Source organism: Vogesella oryzagri, assembly GCF_040148885.1.
Lineage (GTDB): Bacteria > Pseudomonadota > Gammaproteobacteria > Burkholderiales > Chromobacteriaceae > Vogesella > Vogesella oryzagri.
This window is the reverse complement of sequence record NZ_JBEFLD010000001.1, coordinates 513062-536960: the sequence shown is the minus strand read 5'-3', so window position 1 is coordinate 536960 and position 23899 is coordinate 513062. Positions and strand designations below refer to the sequence as shown.

The 23899-nt window shown below is 63.6% G+C and carries 20 protein-coding genes; 4 read left to right on the top strand and 16 right to left on the bottom strand.

Annotation, left to right across the window (positions count from 1 at the left end):
- Nucleotides 1-54 precede the first annotated feature (54 nt).
- From trpB to leuC, 12 genes are all read right to left on the bottom strand, one after another.
- On the bottom strand, nt 55-1257 hold the full coding sequence (gene trpB, locus ABNW52_RS02615) for a tryptophan synthase subunit beta (protein ID WP_349583609.1): 1203 nt from the start codon (nt 1255-1257) through the stop codon (nt 55-57).
- A gap of 154 nt (nt 1258-1411) precedes the next feature.
- Complete coding sequence (locus tag ABNW52_RS02610) at nt 1412-2059, bottom strand: phosphoribosylanthranilate isomerase (protein WP_349583606.1); 648 nt, start codon at nt 2057-2059, stop codon at nt 1412-1414.
- A 1-nt stretch (nt 2060) separates the two neighbouring features.
- Nucleotides 2061-2849, bottom strand: a complete 789-nt coding sequence (gene truA / locus ABNW52_RS02605; protein WP_349583603.1) for a tRNA pseudouridine(38-40) synthase TruA — start codon at nt 2847-2849, stop codon at nt 2061-2063.
- Complete coding sequence (locus ABNW52_RS02600; RefSeq protein WP_349583600.1) at nt 2846-3472, bottom strand: hypothetical protein; 627 nt, start codon at nt 3470-3472, stop codon at nt 2846-2848. The genes truA and ABNW52_RS02600 overlap by 4 nt, the downstream gene beginning before the upstream one ends.
- Entirely contained in the window at nt 3472-5505 is a 2034-nt protein-coding gene (locus tag ABNW52_RS02595; protein WP_349583597.1) for a type IV pilus assembly protein FimV, read from the bottom strand. The genes ABNW52_RS02600 and ABNW52_RS02595 overlap by 1 nt, the downstream gene beginning before the upstream one ends.
- A 114-nt stretch (nt 5506-5619) precedes the next feature.
- Nucleotides 5620-7851 carry a motility hub landmark protein FimV gene (locus ABNW52_RS02590; protein ID WP_465270719.1) on the bottom strand — a complete coding sequence of 744 codons (2232 nt, stop codon included), beginning with the start codon at nt 7849-7851 and terminating at the stop codon, nt 5620-5622.
- Between the two features lie 171 nt (nt 7852-8022).
- A complete protein-coding gene (locus tag ABNW52_RS02585) occupies nt 8023-9036 on the bottom strand; it encodes an aspartate-semialdehyde dehydrogenase (protein WP_349583591.1) in 1014 nt (337 codons plus the stop codon).
- Nucleotides 9037-9108: 72 nt separating this feature from the next.
- Complete coding sequence (gene asd, locus ABNW52_RS02580; RefSeq protein ID WP_349583588.1) at nt 9109-10215, bottom strand: aspartate-semialdehyde dehydrogenase; 1107 nt, start codon at nt 10213-10215, stop codon at nt 9109-9111.
- A 157-nt stretch (nt 10216-10372) separates the two neighbouring features.
- Nucleotides 10373-11437, bottom strand: a complete 1065-nt coding sequence (gene leuB / locus ABNW52_RS02575; protein ID WP_349583585.1) for a 3-isopropylmalate dehydrogenase — start codon at nt 11435-11437, stop codon at nt 10373-10375.
- Between the two features lie 63 nt (nt 11438-11500).
- The gene (gene leuD / locus ABNW52_RS02570) at nt 11501-12139 is read right to left on the bottom strand and encodes a 3-isopropylmalate dehydratase small subunit (RefSeq protein WP_349583582.1); all 639 of its coding nucleotides are present in this window, start codon (nt 12137-12139) and stop codon (nt 11501-11503) included.
- A gap of 115 nt (nt 12140-12254) precedes the next feature.
- Nucleotides 12255-12407 carry an entericidin EcnAB gene (locus ABNW52_RS02565; RefSeq protein WP_349583579.1) on the bottom strand — a complete coding sequence of 51 codons (153 nt, stop codon included), beginning with the start codon at nt 12405-12407 and terminating at the stop codon, nt 12255-12257.
- 35 nt (nt 12408-12442) lie between these two features.
- Entirely contained in the window at nt 12443-13849 is a 1407-nt protein-coding gene (leuC, locus tag ABNW52_RS02560) for a 3-isopropylmalate dehydratase large subunit (RefSeq protein ID WP_349583576.1), read from the bottom strand.
- A gap of 178 nt (nt 13850-14027) precedes the next feature.
- Here leuC and ABNW52_RS02555 point away from each other — a divergent pair, with 178 nt between their 5' ends.
- A complete protein-coding gene (locus ABNW52_RS02555) occupies nt 14028-14801 on the top strand; it encodes a helix-turn-helix transcriptional regulator (RefSeq protein WP_349583574.1) in 774 nt (257 codons plus the stop codon).
- Nucleotides 14802-14993: 192 nt separating this feature from the next.
- Here ABNW52_RS02555 and ABNW52_RS02550 read toward each other — a convergent pair whose 3' ends face one another.
- The 3 genes from ABNW52_RS02550 to ABNW52_RS02540 form a co-directional block, all read right to left on the bottom strand.
- Complete coding sequence (locus ABNW52_RS02550; protein WP_349583571.1) at nt 14994-16139, bottom strand: MFS transporter; 1146 nt, start codon at nt 16137-16139, stop codon at nt 14994-14996.
- Between the two features lie 108 nt (nt 16140-16247).
- Nucleotides 16248-16655, bottom strand: a complete 408-nt coding sequence (locus tag ABNW52_RS02545; RefSeq protein WP_349583569.1) for an RNA-binding S4 domain-containing protein — start codon at nt 16653-16655, stop codon at nt 16248-16250.
- Complete coding sequence (locus ABNW52_RS02540; RefSeq protein WP_349583567.1) at nt 16652-17299, bottom strand: fumarylacetoacetate hydrolase family protein; 648 nt, start codon at nt 17297-17299, stop codon at nt 16652-16654. Before ABNW52_RS02540 ends, ABNW52_RS02545 begins: the two co-directional genes overlap by 4 nt.
- A 451-nt stretch (nt 17300-17750) precedes the next feature.
- Here ABNW52_RS02540 and ABNW52_RS02535 point away from each other — a divergent pair, with 451 nt between their 5' ends.
- The 3 genes from ABNW52_RS02535 to ABNW52_RS02525 all read left to right on the top strand — a co-directional run bounded on the left by ABNW52_RS02535 (nt 17751) and on the right by ABNW52_RS02525 (nt 22766).
- On the top strand, nt 17751-19523 hold the full coding sequence (locus ABNW52_RS02535) for a PHA/PHB synthase family protein (protein ID WP_349583565.1): 1773 nt from the start codon (nt 17751-17753) through the stop codon (nt 19521-19523).
- A gap of 88 nt (nt 19524-19611) precedes the next feature.
- Nucleotides 19612-20793, top strand: a complete 1182-nt coding sequence (locus tag ABNW52_RS02530; protein WP_349583562.1) for an acetyl-CoA C-acetyltransferase — start codon at nt 19612-19614, stop codon at nt 20791-20793.
- 185 nt (nt 20794-20978) lie between these two features.
- Entirely contained in the window at nt 20979-22766 is a 1788-nt protein-coding gene (locus ABNW52_RS02525; protein ID WP_349583560.1) for an aminopeptidase P family protein, read from the top strand.
- A 66-nt stretch (nt 22767-22832) separates the two neighbouring features.
- Here ABNW52_RS02525 and ABNW52_RS02520 read toward each other — a convergent pair whose 3' ends face one another.
- Nucleotides 22833-23873: an adenosine deaminase gene (locus ABNW52_RS02520; protein WP_349583557.1), complete on the bottom strand. Its 1041-nt coding sequence runs from the start codon at nt 23871-23873 to the stop codon at nt 22833-22835.
- Nucleotides 23874-23899 lie beyond the last annotated feature (26 nt).

Sequence of the window (23899 nt, the reverse complement as noted above, 5' to 3'; positions counted from 1 at the left end):
GCCCGCGTATGAAAAGTGCCAAGGGTTGGCCGCCTGCGGCCAACCCTTGGATGCTTACAGCGTCAGCCCCATCAGGCCGGCAACGGTGTTGATGTCCTTGTCGCCACGGCCGGACAGCGTCACCAGGATAGCCTTGTCCTTCGCCATGGTCGGCGCCAGCTTCACCGCCTGCGCCAGTGCGTGGCTGGATTCCAGCGCCGGGATAATGCCTTCCAGGCGGCAGCAGTCGTGGAACGCGGCCAGGGCTTCCGTGTCGGTTACCGCCACGTAGTCGGCGCGACCGCTGTCCTTCAGCCAGGAATGCTCCGGCCCCACGCCCGGGTAATCCAGACCGGCAGAGATGGAGTGGGTCTCGATGACCTGGCCGTTGGCATCCTGCATCAGGTAGCTGCGCGAGCCATGCAGCACGCCGGCCGGCGCGTTGGACGCCAGCGGCGCGGCGTGGCGGCCGGTTTCCAGGCCGTCACCGGCCGGCTCCACACCCAGCAGGCGCACGCCCGGCACATCGAGATACGGGTAGAAGGTGCCGATGGCATTGGAGCCGCCACCGACACAGGCCATCACCACATCCGGCTGACGGCCGAGGATTTCCGGCATCTGCACCTTGGCTTCCTCGCCGATCACCGACACGAAGTCGCGTACCAGCATCGGGTACGGGTGCGGGCCGGCGGCGGTGCCCAGGATGTAGAAAGTGCTGTCGATATTGGTTACCCAGTCGCGCATCGCCTCATTCAGCGCATCCTTCAGCGTCTTGGAGCCGGACTCCACCGGTACCACGGTGGCGCCTAGCAGCTTCATGCGGAACACGTTGGGCGCCTGGCGCTTGATGTCCTCGGCGCCCATGTACACCACGCACTCCATGCCGTAACGTGCTGCCACGGTGGCGGTGGCCACGCCGTGCTGGCCGGCGCCGGTTTCGGCGATCACGCGCTTCTTGCCCATGCGGCGTGCCAGCAGCGCCTGACCGATGGCGTTGTTGATCTTGTGCGCGCCGGTGTGGTTGAGGTCTTCGCGCTTGAGGAACACCTGCGCGCCGCCCAGCAGCTCGGACCAGCGCTTGGCATGGTAGATCGGGCTGGGGCGGCCGACGAAGTGCTTCAGCTCGTAATGGAATTCCTGCCAGAAGGCCGGATCTGCCTTGGCACGGGCGTACTCGGCTTTCAGCTCGTCCAAGGCAGCCATCAAGGTCTCGGCAACGTAGACGCCACCGTACGGGCCGAAGTGGCCGCGTGCATCGGGGAAGTCGTATTGGCTCATGGCATGCTCCTGATAGTGGGTGTGTGCCGGCTCACGCCGACTGCATTAATTTAAAACCCCGCTTTCGTCGCGATACGGCGTTACTCACGAAAAACCCCTCCTTACATATCAGCCATATGCGGCGTCGGGATTTTTCATTCGCGCCTTGTCTCGCTTAGAAACCGGGTTTTTTCGATATATCCTTCTGCACCGCCCGTACCGCAGCGATAAAACTGGCCATGCGCTGCGGGCTTTTGATGCCCTTGCCGCTTTCCACGCCGCTGGACACGTCCACCGCGGCGGGACTGACGCGCGCTACCGCATCGACCACATTGTGTTCGTCCAGCCCACCGGACAGGATCAACGGCAGCGACAGTTGCGGCGGGATCAGCGTCCAGTCGAAGGTCTTGCCGGTGCCGCCGTGCGCGCCTTCGACGAAGGCGTCGGTCAGCAGGCCACGGGCGTCGTGATACTGTGCGGCCAACGTTTGCAGATCGGTACCCGGCTGCACTCGCACCGCTTTCAGGTATGGGCGCTGGAAGCTGCGGCAGAAGGCGGGGCTTTCCTCGCCGTGGAACTGCAGCACGTCGATGGCACATTGCGCCAGCACCTGTTCCACTTCTTCGCGGCTGGCATTGACGAACAACGCCACCACACTGACAAACGGCGGCAATGCGGCAATGATGGCCTGCGCCTGCGCGATGGTGACATGGCGCGGGCTCTTGTCATAGAACACCAGGCCGATGGCGTCGGCGCCCAAGTTGGCCGCCACCAGCGCGTCTTCCGGGCGGGTAAAACCGCAGATTTTGATGCGAACCGTCATGTTATCTCCACAAGGTAAGTCGTGACGGCACGGCCTGCGATGGCAGCTCGAATTCCGGCGGATAACCCACGCCGGTCAGATACAGGCCATCCGGCATGAAGGTGGGCGGTGCCTTGGTGCGATCCCGTGCCGCCAGCAGCGCCTGCAGGCCGGCGGTATCCAGGCTGCCCTTGCCCACGTACAGCAGCGCACCGACGATATTGCGCACCATGTGATGCAGGAAGGCATCGGCCATCAGATCGAAACTGATCACGCCATCGCATTCATGAATATCCAGTTGCTGCAGGTTTTTCAGCGGCGACTTGGCCTGGCATTCGCTGGCGCGGAAGCTGGAAAAATCATGCTGACCGATGAGCACTTGCGCGGCCTGCTGCATCGCGGCCACATCCAGCGACTGGTGATACCAGCCAATGCGGCCAGCGGTCAGCGCTGGGCGCACCGGGTGCGTCAGCAGCAGATAACGGTAGGAACGGGAAAACGCGGAAAAACGGGCATGAAACGGCTCGGACACTTCCCGTGCCCACACTACGGCCACCGAATCCGGCAACTGGGCATTGACACCGCGCACCCAGGCAGTCAGTGGTCGCAGCACCTCGGTCTCAAAGTGCACCACCTGCATCAGCGCATGCACGCCGGCATCGGTGCGGCCTGCGGCCAACGTGGTCAACGGCTGACCGGCAATGATCGAAATCGCGCGATTCAGCTCGTCCTGTACGGTATTGCCATGTGGCTGACTCTGCCAGCCGGCAAATGCGCGCCCGTCGTATTCCAGACCCAGCGCAATCCTCATGCCACCATTCTCATTACGACTGCCAAAAGGAGGCACGCCAGCAACGCGCCATCCCACTTGCTCCACGGGTAAAGAGGCAACTTTACCTTATCGGGCGCAGCTTGTGCGAACTGCGGCGGCTGCAAATACGGCAATAATTGCGCCAGGCGGGGCTTTTCGGCCTGTTCCAGCAGGCGGTTGGCATAGTGCATGGTCAGGGCCAGACGCAGGGCCAGACGGCCGCGCGGCATACCGACACAGGCAAACAGGGCATCCAGTGGCCAACTTGCCGCCAGCAGGCCCGGCGTCCCCAGCCACAGCCACACGCCACGTGCCAGCAACGCCAGCAGCAGCACCGCCAGTGCCTGGTGCGCACCGGCCAGCACACCGGCCATGCTGGGTGCAAAGCGGGAAGCAAACAGCGGCGCCCCAGGCAAAGTCCATGCGGCAAGCAGCAACATGGCTAGTAATAGCCAGCGCATGCGGCGCAATGCCTGCAACAGCTCACCGCGGCCACGCCGCCAACAGGCCAGTGCGCCCAACAATGCCAGATAGCCAACCAGGGGTAAGCGCAACAGGTACAGGGCCAGCACAACAACGAGTAGGCAACATGTCAGCGGGTGCAGCGCAAACTGTCGCGACATCAGTCGCCATCCCCTTTCAGCAGGGCGTCGGCCATTTCGCTATCCCCCATCTCGCGGTACAGGCGCGCCAGGGCGGCAGCCTCATCGTCGGTATCCGCCAAGGCGGAAGCTGGGACCGCTTCGTTACCGTTTACCTTGCGCGCAATCTGCCGCACCGGTTCACGCTGTGGCTCATCGAAAGCCTCCGCCGCTGCCGGCGGGGTAAATACTGGCGATGGCACCGCCTCCGGCGCCCGGTACAAGGGGTTGCCGCCATCGAACCTGGCACCCAGCAACTGCACCCGCTGCCACAGCGCGCTATCCGGGCCGGAGATGGCCAGCACATCCAGTGCCTCGGCCTCGAACGGCTCGGTCGCGCCCGCCTGCGCCAGCAACTCCAGCAGCTTGTAACGGACGGCGTCCGCCTGCGGGTCTTGTTGCAACGCAACACGCAGCATCTGCTCGGCCTGCTCGCGGCGACCATACACCAGCAGTACCTCGACCTCGGCCAGCACATCCGTGACTGGCAGCGCTGGCACTGGCTCTGCTGGTGGGAGGTCCAATGCGCTCGGCGGTACTTCGGGGGCCGCTTCAGGTTCTGTCGGTGGCACCACAGCCGGCACCGGGACATCCATCGGGCCAGCCTCCGCGACCGGGGATACATCCGGATCCACAACAGCGGGGGCCGGCTCCGTTACCCAGCGAGTGGGCGCCGCAGCCAACGACCCGCGCAACTGTTGCTTGCGGCGATGCCAGACCGCCCACGCCAACAGGCTCAGCACCGAGACACCACCGATGCCGGTCAGCACCCAGTCGTCCAGGGCTACCAGCAAATCTTCGTCTTGTTTGGCCACAACGGTCGGACTGGACGCCGGCGCTTTTGGCGGCTGGGCCGGCTCCCGATCGGTTGCCGCGATACGGCGGATTTCCGCCTCCAGCTGGGCAATGCGCTGTTGCGCCTGATGCAGGTGCAGAATGCGCTGCCGTTCAGCTTCCTGCTGGGCACGCTCTGCGGCACTGGGCTTCGCCTCGTCGACATGCGCCGGCACGGTTTTGCTGACGGCGCTGCCGACCGCCTTGGCCGGCGCGGGCACAGCCAGGGTTGGCCGCGGCGACGCCTGACCAGGCAGGCGCAACCAAGCACCAGCCAGCAGCCGGTTAGGATCGCCGTCCACAAAAGCATGCGCATTATTGCGAACGATCTGCAACGCCAGTTCGTTACGGCGCTGCGTCCCCTCCGCCAGTCGCGACACAATCTCCGACAGCGTGTCACCGGCCCGCACCTGGTAGCGCCCGCCGGCATGCACGGCATGGCTGTGCGGTGGCTGTTTTGAGCCTACGGCAGCATTTACCGGTGCCAGGCGGTAGCTTCGCTGTACTTGCAGGCCATGGGCATGGGTTTCCAGCACAAACGCCAGCTCACCGCCAGTCAGCGCTTGCTGGCCGTGCAGGGTTACCCACTGGTGCCCGGCGGCCTGATGATAGCGAACGGCAACCTGGTCGCCCGCCATACCCTTGCCAAGCCGCAGGACAAAGTCTTCATCACGCAACTCGGCCGGCCAGCTACCCAGCAGGTCGATCTCGGCCTGCAAGGGCAGGCCAGTGGCCGACAGCAGGCGCGCCTCGCCAAAGGCCAGGAAATCAGCGGCAGGCGCACTGGCGGTGCGCTCACCAGGCAAGCCGCTGCCAGCCACGGCGATATTCCCGGCAGACGATCGCACCGTGTCTGCCTGCGCATGATAGGCCCGCACCTCGCGACCAGAGGCCCAGGCCAGCTCCAGCGCAAAATCCAGCACCTCGTCCGGCGCCATGACCGGGCCCATGACCCGCACCACATACTGGCCCGGGTGGTCCTCCACCGTCATGATCTTGAGCTGGAAGGCCTTGGCGGAAAAACTTTCGAGGAAGGGATATTGCTGGGACGATGCCAGCGATGCGTAGGGGTCCGTCAGGCCCGGCTCATCCAGCAGGGGGATTTCGGCAAGAAACGGCTCCCCGGCGGCGGAGAGTACGCGCACTTCGCCAAGACCGGCATGAGCACCCGGCGCCAGCAAACCCAGCGCCAGTGCAACAGACAGCGCCTTTAATCGCACGCAGCCATCCCCTGTTGATGCAAAACGATTGAATGTGGCAACGCGGCCAACACCGCGCTACCACGGTTGCCGGTATTACAGGCTGTCAAGCAGCGCCTCTGCTTCGGCCTTGAGCGAGCCCTGCGCTTCCTTGACCAGCTCTTCCAGCACTTCGCGGGCGCCCTCCTTGTCACCCATGTCCAGATACACCCGTGCCAGATCCAGCTTGGTGGACAGCGGATCATCGCTGACATCCAGCCCGGCCGTAGACACGGCCTCAACTGGCTCGGCAACTGGCGCAGCTGTCAACGGCTCATCCAGTGCCGACAGATCGAAATCGAACGAGGCCAAAGCATCATCATTGCTGGAAGCAGGCTTCGGCGGCTCAACTTCTGCGGTCGCGGCACCAGCCGGCAACATGCTGTCGAGATTGAAATCAAAATCCAGCATGTGGCTATTGTCTGCCGCTGCCGGCTCGGGCTCGGCGACGGTCTCTTGCACCGGCGCCGGCTCGTTGAGCAAGGCATCCATATCCAGATCGTTAGCAACGGCCGGAGCCACCGCCGGGGCAGCGGTGCCCATCAAGGCGGCTTCGATATCGTCAACCGGAGCGGCCGCCGGGGCGGGCGCCACCGGTGCCACTAAATCGCCCATCAACTCCTTATCCAGATCCACGGTCGTGCTCGACGACACCACCTCTACCGCAGGAGCCGCCACTGCGGCCGCATTCTGGTCCGCGTAGAGCGTATTTTCCGGGTCAATGGAGCGCCCCAAGGCGGATGCCTTGGCCCACACACTGCCCTGCCCGCCGGTTACCGCGTGCAATTCCTTGGCGTGGCCCTCCAGCGCCGCGCGATCCTGGCGCGAAGCGTAGATTTCCATCAGTTTGAGACGGGCCTCGTGACGGGTAGGGTCTTTCGCCAGGGCGTCGCGCAGAATGTCCTCGGCCTGCTGGTCGCGGCCATAGGCCAGATACACCTCGGCCTCGGCCACCGGATCGACCTCTACCGTATCAACGGTATTCATGCTGGTGCGGGTAAAGTCCGCCAGGAAGGCGCTGTCACTAGCGGTGCTTCCTGCAGCCAGCGCACGACCGGCATTATCCAACGGCACATTGATGGTGGCTGCCGACGTTACCGCGGCATCGTTGTTGCGACGACGGCGCAGGAACACCACCGCGGCAGACAGCAGCAGTACGGCCGCACTGCCACCGGCCACCAGCGGCAGATTATCCAGTACGGTATCCATGATGGACGGGCCTGACTCCTGCTCAGGCGCCGCTGCCACAGGTGGCGCAGCCTTGGCGGCAGATGCAGCCGCCTGCAGCGCCTTCAGCTGCTTCTCCAGTTCGTCAATCTTGCGCTGTGCCTGCTGCAACGCCTGCTCGTTTAGCGGCGCAGAAGCAGCGGCATCCGGCGCCTCCAGCTTCAACACCGGACTACCGCTGGGGGCCAGCGTCGCCGGCACAGACGCGGCAGCTTTGGGAGTAGGAGTAGGAGCAGGTACCACCGGTGCCGGCGCTACCGATTTTTCCGGCAGAGCCGCGGGCGCCGCCGGTAACGGTTTAACCGCAGGCATGGGGCTTGCACCCATACCGCCAGCCAGAATCTGTGCCACCTGCTGCTCCTGCAGCGCACGTATGCTGGCCACCGACGGCACTTTCAAACGACTGCCGGCCTTGATTGACGATGGATTGCCATTGATGAAGGCAGACGGGTTGGCGTTGACTAGTGCCGCCATCACACGGCGCTGCCCCACGCCGGTCAATCCCAGGCTACGCGCCAGACCGGACAACGTCTGACCTGGTTGAACCACAAGACTGCCACGCGGCGCACGATAGACTGGCGGCACAGGGAGATCGTCCGTAGCGAGCGGACGCGGGCGTACCACAGGCGGCAACGGGCGGCGCAGCGGTGCCGCCTGCACATTGCTGCGGCTGATCTCGTCGGCACGACCGGCATATTCCGCCGGATCCAGCAGAATGGTGTATTCGCGCACATAACGGGCATTGGTCGCCTTGGCTTCCACCACAAAACGCAGGAAAGGCTCACTGATAGGCTGGCTGGAACTTACCCGGATATAGGGTCGTCCGTTGCTGCGGTAGGCCAGAGTGAAACGCAGGCTGCTGAGTACGCCGGTGTAATCCACTTGCAGATCGCGAAAAGTCTCGATCGGCGCCAGACCTACGCGCAGCACCTCTTCGTCGGCCTTGCCGGTCAGGTCGATTTCCGCGCGTAGTACTTCGCCCAGGTTGGAACGTACAGCCACCCCTCCCAATCCTGCCCAGGCGGACGTCGAGAACAGCAAAGCCAACAGCAGCGAACTCATTCTTTTCTTGGCCAGCATTTTTCTTGCACTACCTTTCGCTGTAATTATCCATTTCCCACGCCGCCCCGCGGCCGCTGGAGACTCGTTTGCTGCATGTAATATCAAACTAGCAGATCAACAAGTCAAACCACATACCAGTGTCAACACCTGATACTAACTGCTGTTAGCGGATCAGGCAAAATAGCCGCGCTTCATCAGTGCCATGGCCGTGGCGACGCAGCTTTGTGCAATGGCGGCACGGATATTGTCCGCGGCCAGCCAGAACGACAGTGCATTGCCCTGGCGGCGTACACGGCTAACCCACACTGCCTCATTGCCGGAAGCTTCCAGCGGGGTAACATAGGGCATCTCGCCAGCCGGATCATCCACGATCTGCATGCCGACGGCAGCCAGCAATTCCCGCGCCTTCTCAGCTGACAATGCATCTTCGGTTTGCACCGTCACCGCCCAGCCATGGCCAAAGAACACCGGCACACGCACGCAGCTGGCCTCCACCGCCAGCGCCGGCAGTGCCAACAGTTTGCGCAGCTCTTGCTCGACCGACAGTTCTTCCTCGCTGACGCCCTGCTCGTCCACAGCGCCGATCAACGGCAGCACATTGAAGGCGATACGCTTGGGAAACACCTCCATCTCGGCATCACGCTGCGAGAACAGCGCCGTGGTCTGGCTGGCCAGCTCTTCCAGCGCAGCCTGACCGCTACCGGATACCGACTGGAAGGTGGTAACGGTCACACGCTGCAGACCGGCCGGCTTCAATGCCACTAGCGCCTGCGCCAGCGGCGTAACGGTGCAATTGGGGACGGACACCAGCGGTGCCTCACCCAGATCATCCAGCAGTTTGTCGTTGATCTGCGGCGCATACAGCGGCACATCGGCTGCGTGACGGTAAACCGCGCTGAAATCGATCACTGCGGCCCCGGCTGCGCGGGCGGCCTGCACGTACTGGCGCGACAAATCGCTACCGGCCACGAAAATCGCCAACGCCACGTTGGCAAAGTCGAACTCTTCCACCGCCAGGGTATCCAGTTCGAGGTTGCCGTAGTAGGCACTCTCGCCCTCCTTGTCGGCGACATCTAGTGCGTAGACGCGCTCGATGGGCAAATCCCGCTCGGCCAGCAGTTCCAGTACAGCCTGGCCTACCAGATTGGTCGCACCGACCACGGCAACACGAATTGCTTCAGACATACATTTATCCAGTTCTAGAAAAACAGAAAGGGCGCCGCCGGCGCCCTTGGAGGAAACAGCTTTGCGCGTATTTTAGCGCTCAATCAGGATGCGCAACATCCGGCGCAGCGGTTCGGCCGCGCCCCACAGCAGCTGGTCGCCGATCACGAAGGCCGACAGGTACTCGCCACCCATGTTCAGCTTGCGCACACGGCCAACGCCAATCTGCAGACCGCCGGTGATGGCAGCCGGGGTCAGCTCCTTGACGGTGATGTCGCGGTCGTTCGGCACCCACTTCACCCAGTCGTTGCCGGACTTGATGATGGCCTCGATCTCGGCCAGCGGCAGATCTTTTTTCAGTTTCACGGTCAGCGCCAGGCTGTGGCAGCGCATGGCGCCGATACGCACGCACAGGCCATCGACCGGGATGGTAGTCGTGTTACCGAGGATCTTGTTCACTTCGGCCTGGCCTTTCCACTCTTCCTTGGATTGGCCGTTATCGAGCTGCTTGTCGATCCACGGGATCAGGCCGCCAGCCAGCGGCGCGCCGAAGAATTCGGTCGGCACGTCTTCGCGGATGGTGGCGGCAACCTTGCGGTCGATATCGAGAATGGCAGACGCAGGCGTAGCCAGTTCGTCGGCCACGGCAGCGTGTACCACGCCCATGCCCTTGAGCAGTTCGCGCATGTGGTTGGCGCCGCCGCCGGAAGCTGCCTGGTAGGTCATGGAGGAAACCCACTCCACCAGACCGGCGCGGAACAGACCGCCCATACCCATCAGCATGATGGAGTTGGTGCAGTTGCCGCCGATGAAATCTTTCACACCATTGGCCAGGCCAGCGTCGATCACGTCGCGGTTTACCGGGTCCAGCACGATGATGGCGTTGTCTTCCATGCGCAGCGTGGAAGCCGCGTCGATCCAGTAGCCGTTCCAGCCGGCTTCGCGCAGCTTGGCGTATACCTCGGTGGTGTAGTCACCGCCCTGGCAGGTAACGATGGCGTCCATCGCCTTCAGCTCGTCGATATTGCGTGCATCCTTCAGCGGCGGCACATCGCGGCCAACGTCCGGAGCGGCACCACCCACGTTGGAGGTGGTGAAAAACACCGGCTCGTCGATAACCGCAAAATCGTTCTCTTCACGCATGCGCTGCATCAGCACGGAACCAACCATGCCACGCCAGCCAACAAAACCTACTCGCACGATACTTCTCCTGAATGTCTGTCGGGTGTTTTGAAACTGTTCTGCCGGCCCGTTGACGCACCAGCTCTATTCGATGATCAACCCCATTGTGCAGGGCAACAGCCGCCCGCACAATGGGGTTGGTTATTTTTATCCGAACAGCATTAAAACGGTAATTTTACAGCGCAGCCACCACGGCATCACCCATGCCGGAGCAGGTCACTTTCTCGCAGCCGGCCTCGAAAATATCGGCGGTGCGGTAGCCCTGGGCCAGCACTTTCTTCACCGCGTCTTCCACGCGCACGGCGGCAGCTTCCTGGTTGAAGGTGTAGCGCAGCATCATGGCGGCAGACAGGATGGTGGCCAGCGGGTTGGCCAGGTTCTTGCCGGCGATGTCCGGGGCGGAACCGTGGCTCGGCTCGTACAGGCCTTTGTTGTTCTGGTCCAGCGAAGCCGACGGCAGCATGCCGATGGAGCCGGTCAGCATGGAGGCCTCGTCGGACAGGATGTCGCCGAAAATATTGCCGGTCACCATCACGTCGAACTGCTTCGGGTTGCGCACCAGCTGCATCGCGGCGTTGTCCACGTACATGTGGCTGAGTTCCACCTGCGGATACTCTTTCGCCACGTCGATCATGATTTCTTTCCAGAACTCGGTGGTTTCCAGCACGTTGGCCTTGTCTACCGAGCACAGCTTCTTATTGCGCTTCATGGCGATGCCGAAAGCCACGTGGGCGATACGGCGGATCTCGCTTTCGCTGTAGCGCATGGTGTTGAACGCCTCGCGCTCGCCCAGCTCGTTCACTGCGATGCCGCGCGGCTGGCCGAAGTAGATGTCACCGGTCAGTTCGCGCACGATCATGATGTCGAGGCCGGACACCACTTCCGGCTTCAGCGTGGAGGCATTGGCCAGTTCCGGGTACAAGATGGCCGGACGCAGGTTGGCAAACAGGTTCAGGTCCTTGCGAATCGCCAGCAGGCCGCGCTCCGGGCGCAGCGGGCGATCCAGCTTGTCGTAGGCCGGGCCGCCCACGGCGCCCAGCAGCACGGCGTCGGCCTCGCGGCACAGCTTCTGGGTGAACTCCGGATACGGCACGCCGTAAGCGTCGTAACCGGCACCACCCAGCGGCGCCTCTTCCATTTCGATCGGCAGGCCATCCTGGCGCAGCACGTCCAGTACACGTTTGGCCTGAGCAATGATTTCCGGACCGATGCCGTCACCCGGCAAAACTGCAATTTTCATATTGGGTATCCCGTCAGATTAAGTGACAACAGGTCGGCCGCATGCGGCCAACCTGTGGGTAAATCAGGCAAACAGCCACGGCTGTTCGGCGCGGCGTTTGGCTTCGAACGCCTTGATCTCGTCGGCGTGCTGCAGGGTGAGGCCGATTTCGTCCAGGCCGCCCAGCAGGCAGTGCTTGCGGTGCTCGGTAACCTCAAAGCCGAACGACTGCCCGGACGGGGTGGTGATGGTCTGCGCCGCCAGGTCCACGTTCAGCGTGTAGCCTTCGCTGGCCTCGCACTCGCGGAATAGCTGGTCCACCACTTCCGCCGGCTGCACGATGGGCAGCAGGCCGTTCTTGTAGCAGTTATTGAAGAAGATGTCGGCGAACGACGGCGCAATCACCACGCGGAAGCCCTGGTCTTCCAGTGCCCACGGTGCGTGCTCGCGGCTGGAGCCGCAGCCGAAGTTCTCGCGTGCCAGCAGCACCTGCGCCCCGGCATAGCGCGGGAAGTTCAGCACGAAATCCGGGTTCAGCGGACGCTGGCTGTTGTCCATGCCAGGCTCGCCGTGGTCCAGGTAGCGCCATTCATCAAACAGGTTGGGGCCGAAGCCGGAACGCTTGATCGACTTCAGGAATTGCTTGGGGATGATCGCGTCGGTGTCGACGTTGGCGCGATCCAGCGGGCATACGAGCCCGTTCAGGGTAGTGAATGCTTTCATTCTTTTGCTCTCCGGGGAGGTTTGCCCTTGGCGCCGGTTTAACGATCTGGCGAGCCCGAGCGAGAGGCGTCGTTAACGCCGCATCGCCGACGCTCGGCAGATCGTAAACAAGCCCTTAGTGCACGGCATTTTCAATGGCTTGGCCTGCCTTTTGCAGGCCATGCCCCACGGCTTCACCGCCCTGTTTCAAGTCCTCTTTTGCACCTTGCACGGTATTGCAGGCCGACAGCAGCAGAGCCATGAAGAGACTGATAGCGAATGTTTTCATGAGGCAGATCTTTCCAGTAACGAGGATGAATTCGCTTAGAGGGTACGAATATCCACGAAGTGCCCGGCTACCGCAGCGGCGGCGGCCATCGCCGGGCTCACCAGGTGGGTACGGCCGCCCTGACCCTGACGGCCTTCGAAGTTACGGTTGGAGGTAGATGCGCAACGCTCGCCCGGCTGCAGGCGGTCGGCGTTCATCGCCAGACACATGGAGCAACCCGGCTCGCGCCACTCAAAACCTGCAGCGACAAATACCTTGTCCAGCCCCTCGGCCTCGGCCTGCGCCTTCACCAGGCCGGAGCCCGGCACCACCAGCACCTGCTTGACGTTGGCCGCCTTGCTACGGCCCTTGGCCACTGCGGCAGCTTCGCGCAGGTCTTCGATGCGGCTGTTAGTACAGGAGCCGATGAACACGATGTCCACCGGAATCTGGTTGATCGGGGTATTGGCCTGCAGGCCCATGTAGGCCAGCGCACGCTCGATGGAGCCCTTCTTCACCGGGTCGCTTTCCTGTGCCGGGTCCGGCACGCGGCCGTTGATGTCGGTCACCATTTCCGGCGAAGTGCCCCAGGTTACCTGCGGCTGAATGTCGGCAGCATCCAGCACTACCACTTGGTCAAACTGCGCGCCGTCGTCGGAATGCAGCGTATTCCAGTACGCCACAGCAGCTTCCCACTGCTCGCCCTTCGGCGCAAACGGACGGCCCTGCACGTAGTCGATGGTTTTCTGGTCCACCGCCACCAGACCGGAGCGGGCGCCGGCTTCGATCGCCATATTGCACAGGCTCATGCGGCCTTCCATCGACAGCTCGCGGATCGCTTCGCCGCCGAACTCGATGGCGTAGCCGGTACCGCCGGCAGTGCCAATCTTGCCGATGATCGCCAGCGCCACATCCTTACCGGTAATGCCGGCCGGCAGCTTGCCGTCGACCCGCACCAGCATGTTTTTGGATTTCTTCGCCACCAAGGTCTGGGTGGCCATCACGTGCTCGACCTCGGAGGTGCCGATGCCGTGCGCCAGCGCACCGAAAGCGCCGTGGGTGGAGGTGTGGCTGTCACCGCACACCACGGTCATGCCCGGCAGGGTGGCGCCCTGCTCCGGCCCCATCACGTGCACGATGCCCTGGCCCTTGTCCTTGAACGGGAAGTAGGCCAGCGCGCCGAAGGCCTTGATATTGGCATCCAGCGTCTCTACCTGCTGGCGCGAGATCGGGTCCTTGATACCCTCGTCCCAGTGGTCGGTGGGGGTGTTGTGGTCGGCGGTGGACACCACCGAATCGACACGCCACAGCTTGCGGCCTGCCAGCTTCAGGCCCTCGAAGGCCTGCGGGCTGGTCACTTCGTGTACCAGGTGGCGGTCGATATACAGCAGCACGGTGCCGTCGGCCTCCTGGTGTACCACGTGGCTGTTCCAGAGCTTGTCGTAGAGAGTCTGTGCGGTCATGGTTTGCTTTCCATTTGCTGGCACCGCTGACGGCGCCGGGGTCGCTGAGTATTAGCCGCTACTTGTGCAGCGGGCCGGACCATCGGACCGGCGATGGGCTTATCATTGCGCAGCACAATTCCTAGTACAAGATAAGCATTTATACTAGTAGTAACACTACCACCCATAGGCGCACACCATGGAAGCCCGCTCCCCCAGCCCGCTGGGCGAATTCATCCGTAGCCACCGCGAACGCATCACCCCGCAGCAGGCTGGCCTGCCAGCCGGTAACCGCCGCCGCGCCAAGGGCCTGCGTCGCGAGGAAGTGGCGCAGCTGGTGGGCATCAGCCCCACCTGGCTAACCTGGATCGAACAGGGGCGCACCCAGTCGGTATCGGCCGGCACCCTGTCGCGGCTGGCCGATGTACTACTGTTGTCGCGTGCCGAGCGCGACTACCTGTTTGACCTGGCAGGCCTGAAAGACCCGCAGGAAGCCACGCTGGCGGCCAACCCCGAGGCGCAGCAGGCACTGGCGCTGGCGGTGGACAATATCGCCAGCCCGGCCTATGTGCTGGATACACTGTGGAACGTGCCGGCCTGTAACGCGGCAGCAGCCAGCCTGTTTACCGGTTGGCTGGACGATGGCGGCCATAGCCACAACCTGCTGCAGTTCATGTTTCAGCACCCGCTGGCGCGCACGCTGGTGGATGACTGGCCGACGCGTGCGCGGCGCATGGTGGCGGAGTTCCGCGCCGAAATCAGCCACCACCATGAAGACGCGCTGACCGAGCTGCTGGAGCGGCTGCGCCAGGACAGTAGCGAGTTCGACACTCTGTGGCGGCAGCAGGACGTGCAGGGCCGCGAAGGCGGCGAGCGGGTGTTCAACCACGCCACCCAAGGGCGGCTGTGCTATCAGCAGCTGACGCTGCGGCTGGCGCACGCGCCCGGGCTGAAGCTGGTGATGCTGCTCTAGGTGTTGGTTTACGCGCCGTTGCCGACCGGCACTTTCGGGCCGGGTAACGACTGCGCCTCTTGTTTGTTCTCCGCCGGCAGTAAATGGCACTGTGGTGGCACGCGGCTCAGGCGCAACATCCGGCTCAGCCGGCCAGCGCCATAAACCGCGCATGAAACGGCGACAAGGTTGGCCGCATCAGTTGACTGCCGGCTACGGGCGCAACCATTTCAGGCATACCGCCACCCCCAGCAGCGCCGCTGCGGTGGAAATGCCAAAGGTCAACGCCACACCGCCAACCTGCCACAGCCCACCGGCCAGCAAGCCACCCAGACTGCCGCCAATACCGAACGAGGCCACGGTATACAGGCCCTGGCCGCGCGCCTGCTGCTGCTCGCTGAAATAACGGTGGATCAAGCCCACCGCAGCGGCGTGGTGCACGCCAAAAGTGAAGGCATGCCCCAGCTGCGCCAGCACCGCCAGCGCCGGCACCGCCAACAACGAGGCGATCAGCGCGAAGCGCAGCGCCGATACCAGCAGCGAAGCCAGCATCAAGCGCTCCAGCGAGACACGCGCCATGATGCGCGGCATCTGCCAGAACACCACGATCTCCGCCATCACCCCCACCGACCACAGCCAACCGGTGGCGGCCTTGTCGTAACCGGCCTCCTTCAATCCCAGCGAGTAGAAGTTGTAGTACGGCCCCATACCGAAGGCGAGCAGGAAACAGCAGCTGAACAACGCGATGACCTGCGGCCGGCGTAGCGTCGCCAGCATGGACTGCTGCGTGCGGCTGCGTTTTTCCGGCGCCACTTCCGGCACCGTCCAGCCGGCCAGCACCACCAGGCTCAGCAGGCCGAACAACAGCCACGGCAGGCTGGCCAGCGACACCCACTCCAACAGGTAACCACCAATACTGGCCAGACAGACAAAGCCGATCGAGCCCCACACCCGGATGCGGCTATAGCGGCCGGGCTGGCTGCGGGTCAGCTGGCTGGTGGTGGCTTCGGCCAGCGGCAACGCGGCGGCCCAGAAGAAAAAGCCCAGTGCCAGGGTGGTAAATATGCCCCAGAAACTGGCTTGCAACGCCACCAGCGCAAAGCAGGCCGCGGCGGCCAGCGAGGTCCAGAAAATGATGGCGCGGCGCTGGCCGGAACGATCGGCCAGCCAGCCCCAGAATACCGGCGACACGATACGCGCCAGCGTGGACAACGACATCAACACGGAAATCTGCAGCGGCGAGAACGACAGTGCCTCCAGGTACAGCGACCAGAACGGGCCGAACAGACCCTGAAAGGCGAAATAGCTGAAATAGAAGGCGGCAAGTGCCGCCAGCGGAGGGACAAATGGAACAGACATTGCGGCCAACCTTCAATCGGGACGGCATTTTAGCGCAAGCGGCCCGGCCCGAACATGACGCTTGCTTGCGCCCGCCCTGCCCTCACGGACAGGTTGGCCGCAAGCGGCCTACCACTTGTCCTTGAAACGGATGATGTCGCGGCGCGCCTTCTTGGTGGGGCGGCCCTCGCCATACGGGAAACTGGCGTGCTCGGCTTTTTGCAGGCCGATCTGATGCTCGCGCGCCTGGACCGAGTCCTCGCTTTCGCTATACAGCAGCCGCGCCTCTGCCGCCGGCCGCCGCTGGCTGGCCAGCGCCAGCACGGTAACGTTATAGACCAGCTTGTCGATGCGAATCTGCAGCAAGTCGCCCACCCGCGCCACCCGCGATGCCTTTACCCGCTCGCCATTCACCAGCACCCGCCCCAGCTCCAGCGCCTCGTGCGCCAGCTGCCTGGTCTTGAAAAAGCGCGCCGCCCACAGCCACTTATCCAGCCGCAGCTTATCGTCCGCAGCTTCCACCGCCTGGCGACTCATGCCGCCACCTGCCAGCTGGCCAGCAGCCCATGCTGCAATGCCAGCTGCAAGCGGTCACCCGGCTGCAATGCACCGACGCCCTCCGGGGTGCCGGTATAGATCAGGTCGCCAGCCTGTAAACCGTAAATACGCGACAGGTAGCTGATAATGGTCGCCACCGGGTACAGCATCAGCCGGCTATCGCCCTGCTGCCGCAGTTCACCGTTGATATGCAGCGTAAAGTTGGCCGCAGCCGGGTCGATGTGGCCGGCGGGCACGAAGGCCGACACGCAAGCGGCGCCACGAAAACCCTTGGCCTTGGTCCACGGCAGCCCCTTGCGCTTGGCCTCGCCCTGCACGTCACGCGCGGTCAGATCCAGGCCGATGGCGTAGCCAGCGACGTGGCGCAAGGCATCCGCCTCGGCGATATCGTCGCCGCCGTGCCCGATCAGCACCACCAGCTCGCATTCATAGTGCACATCGCTGGAATAATCCGGCAGGCGGATCAGTTCGCCAACCGGCAGCAGGGCCGCATTGGGCTTGAGAAACACCAGCGGCTCCGGCTCCACCGCATTGCCCAGTTCGGCGGCGTGCGCCGCGTAATTGCGGCCGATGCAGAACACCGTATTGACCCGTTGCGGTTGCCCGCCCAGCTCGATATTCATGCGCATTCCCGTCTGTAAATGATGATCAGCCGCCACGGTAGTGCCGCCGCCTCGCAGCGTCAACGAGACGACAGTAACAATGGCCAGGTTGGCCACGGTGCCGCCACCGCCAGTTTGTGCATCGCCGCAACATGGCCCACGCCGCGCCGCGCCATGTCATTTCGATAAGACGCGGCCAAACCCATCTTGCAGTGCAACATGCAAACAATTGAAAGAAAACGATTTTTCTGCAGCGCAACACCCAGCCAAAAGGTTGGCCGCAGCGACAGGTCATTGCGCCTATCGCCATGCCACCCGGCGGCAAGCACCGGCCACGTTCGCCGACATGGGCAATTCGTGTGTTTTGTCATAAAGCGGTGATACAGTGATAAGCATGCATTCGGTAGCGGGCAGCCAGAATGACAAGTACAGGCCCCCGCCGTCCACCTCGCCATCTTCTGAAGGAGCCCCCATGAGTCAGGACCCAAAGGCAGCGCTGGACAGCTTTTTTGCCAGCATCTCTGAAAACAACCAGAAGTGGATGCAACAGTTCGTCAATTCGATGTCGGCAGGCGCCAACCCGGACCAGGCCGGCAATCCGCTGGCAGGCGCCTGGGGCCAGATGATGGAGAACACCAACCAGTTCTTCGCCATGCAGAACAGCCTGTACCAGCAGCAGATGAACCTGTGGATGCAGTTTCTTGGCCAGGGCACGGCTGCCGCCAGCCCGACCAGCCCCGGCAGCGACCGCCGTTTTGCCGCCCCGGAGTGGAACGAACACCCGTTCTACAATTTCCTGAAACAAAGCTACCTGATGACATCCAAATGGATGACCGAGCTGGTGGACAAGGCGCAGCTGGAGGCCGGCGACAAGGAACGCCTGGCGTTTGCCACCCGCCAGTACATCGATGCGATGTCACCGACCAACTTCATGCTCACCAACCCGGAAGTGGTGAAACGCGCCATCGAAACCAAGGGCGAAAGCCTGGTGGAAGGCATGAAGAACGTGATCGACGACCTGCAGAAGGGTCACATCTCGATGTCGGACGAAAGCAAGTTCGAGATCGGCAAAAACATCGCCTGCACCCCGGGTCAGGTGGTGTTCCGCAACCAGCTGATCGAGCTGATCCAGTACACCCCCACCACCGGCGAAGTGTACGAAAAGCCGCTGTTGATCGTGCCGCCGTGCGTGAACAAGTACTACCTGATGGACCTGCAGCCGGACAACTCCATGGTGCGCCACTTCGTGGCCCAGGGTTACCGCGTGTTCCTGGTGAGCTGGCGCTCCGCCACCCCGGACATGAAGAACTACCTGTGGGATAACTACATCGAGGAAGGCGTGTTTGCCGCCGCCGAAGCGGTAAAGAAAGTCACCAAACAGCCAACCATGAACGTGCTGGGCTTCTGCATTGGTGGCGTGATCCTCACCACCGCGCTGTGCGTGGCCAAGGCCCGCGGCCTGAAATACTTCGATTCCGCCACTTTCATGACCTCGCTGATCGACCACACCGATCCGGGCGAGATCAAGGTGTTCCTGGATGACAATTTTTTCGCCAACCGCGAAGCCAAACTGGCCGCCGGCAACGGCGGCATCGTCAGCGGCAAGGAGCTGGGCCGCACCTTCGCCAGCCTGCGTGCCAACGACCTGGTGTGGAACTACGTGGTCAACAACTACCTGCTGGGCAAGACCCCGCCGCCGTTCGACCTCCTATACTGGAACAACGACGCCGTCGACCTGCCGATGCCGATGCACACCTTCTTCCTGAAGGAGTTCTACCGCAACAACGCGCTGACCAAGCCGGGCAGCATCACCCTGTGCGGCGTGGCCATCGATGTCCGCACCATCGACATCCCGGTATACATTTTCGCCGCCCGCGAAGACCACATCGTGCCGTGGCAATCCGCCTTCGATGGTCTGCAATACCTCACCGGCGCACCAAGCTGCCATTACGTGCTGGGCGCCTCCGGCCATATTGCCGGCTCCATCAATCCGGTGACCAAGGACAAGCGCAACTACTGGGTGAACGACAGCAAGGCGGCCTCGGCCGAAGCCTGGCTGGACGCCGCCGAAAGCCGTCCTGGCAGCTGGTGGAAGGACTGGGATGCCTGGCTGGCACCGCAATCCGGCGACAAGATCAACACGCCCAAGACCATGGGCAGCAAGGATCTGCCGCCGCTGTGCCCGGCCCCGGGCGAATACGTCCAGGCCAAGGCCATGCCGGCGCAGCTGGCGACCCTGCAATAATTCGCAACAGGTTCCGTGCTAGAGTAGGTATCGCCCTGTGCCATACCTACTCCAACAAGCACATAACACAACATTCTGGAGAAACCCGATGCAAGACGTAGTGATTGTTGCTGCCCTGCGTACCGCCGTTGGCAGCTTTGGCGGTTCCCTGTCCAAGATCCCGGCCCCGGAGCTGGGTGCGACCGTGATCAGGGGCCTGCTGGAAAAAACCGGCGTACAGCCGGAAGCCGTCAGCGAAGTGATCCTGGGCCAGGTACTGACCGCAGGCAGCGGCCAGAACCCGGCGCGCCAGGCGCTGATCAAGGCCGGTCTGCCGGTATCCACCCCGGCGTCCACCCTCAACGTGGTGTGCGGCTCCGGCCTGCGCGCCGTACATCTGGGTGCCCAGGCCATCGCCAACGGTGATGCCGAGATCGTGATCGCCGGCGGCCAGGAAAACATGTCGCTGTCGCCGCACATTCTGCCGGGCTCGCGTGATGGCTTCCGCATGGGCAACACTCAGCTGGTGGACACCATGGTGGCCGACGGCCTGACCGACGTGTACAACCAGTACCACATGGGCATCACCGCCGAGAACGTGGCCGCCAAGTACGAGATCAGCCGCGACGAGCAGGACGCGCTGGCACTGGCATCGCAGAACCGTGCCGAAGCCGCGCAGAAAGCCGGCAAGTTCGTGGACGAGATCGTGCCGGTGCTGGTACCGCAACGCAAAGGCGACCCGGTAGCCTTCGCCAACGATGAATACATCAAGGCTGGCAGCACCGCCGAATCGCTGGCCAAACTGCGCCCGGCGTTCAAGAAAGACGGTTCCGTGACCGCTGGTAACGCCTCCGGCATCAACGACGGCGCCGCCGCCGTAATGCTGATGACTGCCGCCAAGGCCGCCGAACTGGGCCTGAAGCCGCTGGCGGTGATCAAGTCCTACGCCCTGACCGGCTGCGCGCCGGAAATCATGGGCATCGGCCCGGTAGCCGCCACCCGCAAGGCGCTGGACAAGGCCGGCTGGAAGGTGGAAGACCTGGACCTGGTGGAAGCCAACGAAGCGTTTGCCGCACAGGCACTGGGCGTGGCCCGTGAACTGGGCTGGAGCGCCGACAAGGTCAACGTCAACGGCGGCGCCATCGCGCTGGGCCACCCGATCGGCGCCTCCGGCTGCCGCGTACTGGTGACCCTGCTGCACGAAATGCAGCGCCGCGATGCCAAGAAAGGTCTGGCTACCCTGTGCATCGGCGGTGGTATGGGCGTAGCGCTGGCAGTTGAGCGCCCGTAAGCACGCTGCACTGCATGCAAAACCGGGGCCCTGCCCCGGTTTTTTTATTCCGCGATTCTGCTCACCCCGCGCACGCAGAAACCCCACCTGTCCGATAGTTCAGCAATTTGCTGTTTCCCGCCGCAGCGCTTGCGCACGCTTATGCTGTTCCGCAAAATGAATACAATATTTTGTTGGAGCCCACCATGAGCCAGATCCCCCAGCGTATTGCCGCCCTGCGCGCCGCCATGCAACAGCACGGCATCAGCGCCTGCCTGATCCCGTCTTCCGACCCACACCTGTCCGAATACCTGCCGGGCTACTGGCAGGGCCGCCGCTGGCTGTCCGGCTTTCATGGCTCGGTGGGGCTGCTGATCGTTACCGCCGACTTTGCCGGCCTGTGGGCGGACAGCCGCTACTGGGTGCAGGCGGAACAGGAACTGGCCGGCAGCGGCATCCAGCTGATGAAGATCCAGACCCTGGCCAGTACCCAGCACCTGGACTGGCTGGCGGCCAACCTTGCCGCCGGCAGCACGCTGGCGGTGGATGGCGACGTACTCGGCCTGGCTGCGGCACGCGCGCTGCAGGCTGCGCTGGCCGGTGCCGGCGTGCATCTGCGCACCGATCTTGACCTGCTGCAGCAGGTGTGGGCCGAGCGACCCGCCCTGCCGGCCGCAGCGGTGTATGCCCACCTGGCGCCCTATGCCAGCACGCCGCGTGGCGACAAGCTGGCTGCAGTGCGTAGCGCCATGCGCGAAGCCGGCGCCGACTGGCACTTCATCTCCACGCTGGATGACATTGCCTGGCTCACCAATCTGCGCGGCAGCGATGTGAACTACAACCCGGTGTTCATTGCCCACCTGCTGCTGGGGCAGGACAGCGCCACGCTGTTCGTTGGGGCCGGCAAGATCGATGCCGCACTGGCGGCGGAACTGGCAGCCGACGGCATCCAGCTGGCCAGCTACGAGCAGGCCAAAAGCGCTCTGGCAGCGCTGGCTGCCGGCAGCAAGCTGCTGCTGGACCCGCGCCGCATCACCCTGGGGTTGCGCCAGGCGGTGCCGGACAGCGTGCTGGTGAGCGAGCAGATCAACCCCGGCACGCTGCTGAAGTCGCGCAAGACCGCTGCCGAAGCCGCCCACGTGCGCCAGGCCATGGCGCAGGACGGCGCCGCGCTGGCCGAGTTCTTTGCCTGGTTCGAGGCCAACGTTGGCCGCAGCCGCATCACCGAGCTGACCATCGACGAGCAGATCACCGCCGCGCGCGCACGCCGCCCCGGCTTTGTCTGCCCGAGCTTTGCCACCATTGCCGGCTTCAACGCCAACGGTGCGCTGCCGCACTACCGCGCCACCGAAGCCAGCCACAGCGAGATTGCCGGCAACGGCCTGCTGCTGATCGACTCCGGCGGCCAGTACCTGAACGGCACCACCGACATCACCCGCGTGGTGGCGGTGGGCCAGCCCAGCGACGCGCAGCGTCGCGATTTCACCCTGGTGCTCAAGGGCATGATCGCGCTGAGCATGGCGCATTTCCCGGTGGGCACGCCGTCGCCGATGCTGGATGCGCTGGCGCGCTCGCCAATCTGGCAGGCAGACATCGACTTCGGCCACGGCGTGGGCCATGGCGTGGGCTACTTCCTGAATGTGCACGAAGGCCCGCAGAGTATTTCCCGCTCGCAGCCGGAGGCCACCATGGCGATGCAGCCGGGCATGATCACCTCCAACGAGCCGGGCATCTACCGCCCGGGCCAGTGGGGCGTGCGCATCGAGAACCTGCTGCTGAACGTGCCGGCCGCCGACAACAGCTTCGGCAGCTTCCTGAAGTTTGAAACGCTGACGCTGTGCCCGATCGACAGCCGCTGCATCGTGCACGAGCTGCTGAGCCCGGCCGAGCTGGCCTGGCTCAACGATTACCACGCCGAAGTGCGCGAGCGCATCGCCCCGCTGGTCAGCGGTGAGGCGCTGGCCTGGCTGCAGCAAGCCACTCAGCCGATCTGAGTGTCGCCAGCACCAGCAAAAAGCCCGGCTTGTGCCGGGCTTTTTGTTGCTTTGCCACGCAACAGCTCAGACCGCCTGCTCTTGCTGCCATTGCGCCACGATATGACTGATGGCGCGCTGCCAATCGGCCTTTTGCGCCGGCGCCAGCCAGCTGGCTTCGAAGCTGTTGCGCACCAACTGCACGATCTCGTCGGCGCCCAAGTCCAGCGCACGGCGGCAGGCCAGCAGGTTATCGCCCAAGTAGCCACCAAAATAGGCCGGATCGTCGGAGTTCACCATCGCCACCAGCCCGGCCTGCAGCATGCTGCGCAGCGGGTGCTGGCTCAGATCGGCAAACACTTTCAGCTTGATATTGGACAGCGGGCACACCGTCAGCGGCATGCGCTCTGCGGCCAAGCGGTACACCAGCGCCGCGTCCTCCAGGCTGCGCACGCCGTGGTCGATGCGACACACCTGCAGCAAGTCCAGCGCCTCACACACATAGGCGGCCGGGCCTTCCTCGCCGGCATGGGCGACGCAGGGCAGCTCCAGCTGGCGGCAGCGGGCGAACAGGCGCTGGAACTTGGACGGCGGGTGGCCGGCCTCGCTGGAGTCCAGCCCGAAGCCATCGATGCCGGACAGGTAGGGCATCGCCTGCTCCAGCACGGCAAAGCCGTCTTCCTCGCTGAGGTGGCGCAGAAAGCTCATGATCAGCCGCGAAGTCATGCCCCACTCTGCCTCGGCCTCTTCCAGCGCGCGACTGATGCCGTGGTAGACGGTAGCAAAGGCAATGCCGCGCGCGGTGTGGGTCTGCGGATCGAAGAAAATCTCGGTGTGCACGATGCCGTCGGCGTGAGCACGCTGCAGATAGGCCCAGGTCAGATCGTAGAAATCCTGCTCAGTCTGCAGCACGCCGGCACCGGCGTAGTACAGATCGAGGAAGGACTGCAGATTGCTGAAGTCGTAGGCGGCGCGCAGGCTGGCGATGTCGGCATACGGCAAGGTGATGCCGTTGCGCGCGGCCAGGGCGAACATCAGTTCCGGTTCCAGCGTGCCTTCGATATGCAGGTGCAGCTCGGTCTTGGGCAGTTGCGCGATCAGCGCGTCGATGGGGTGCAGGGCAGACATGGATAACTCCGAGCAGGTTGGCCGCA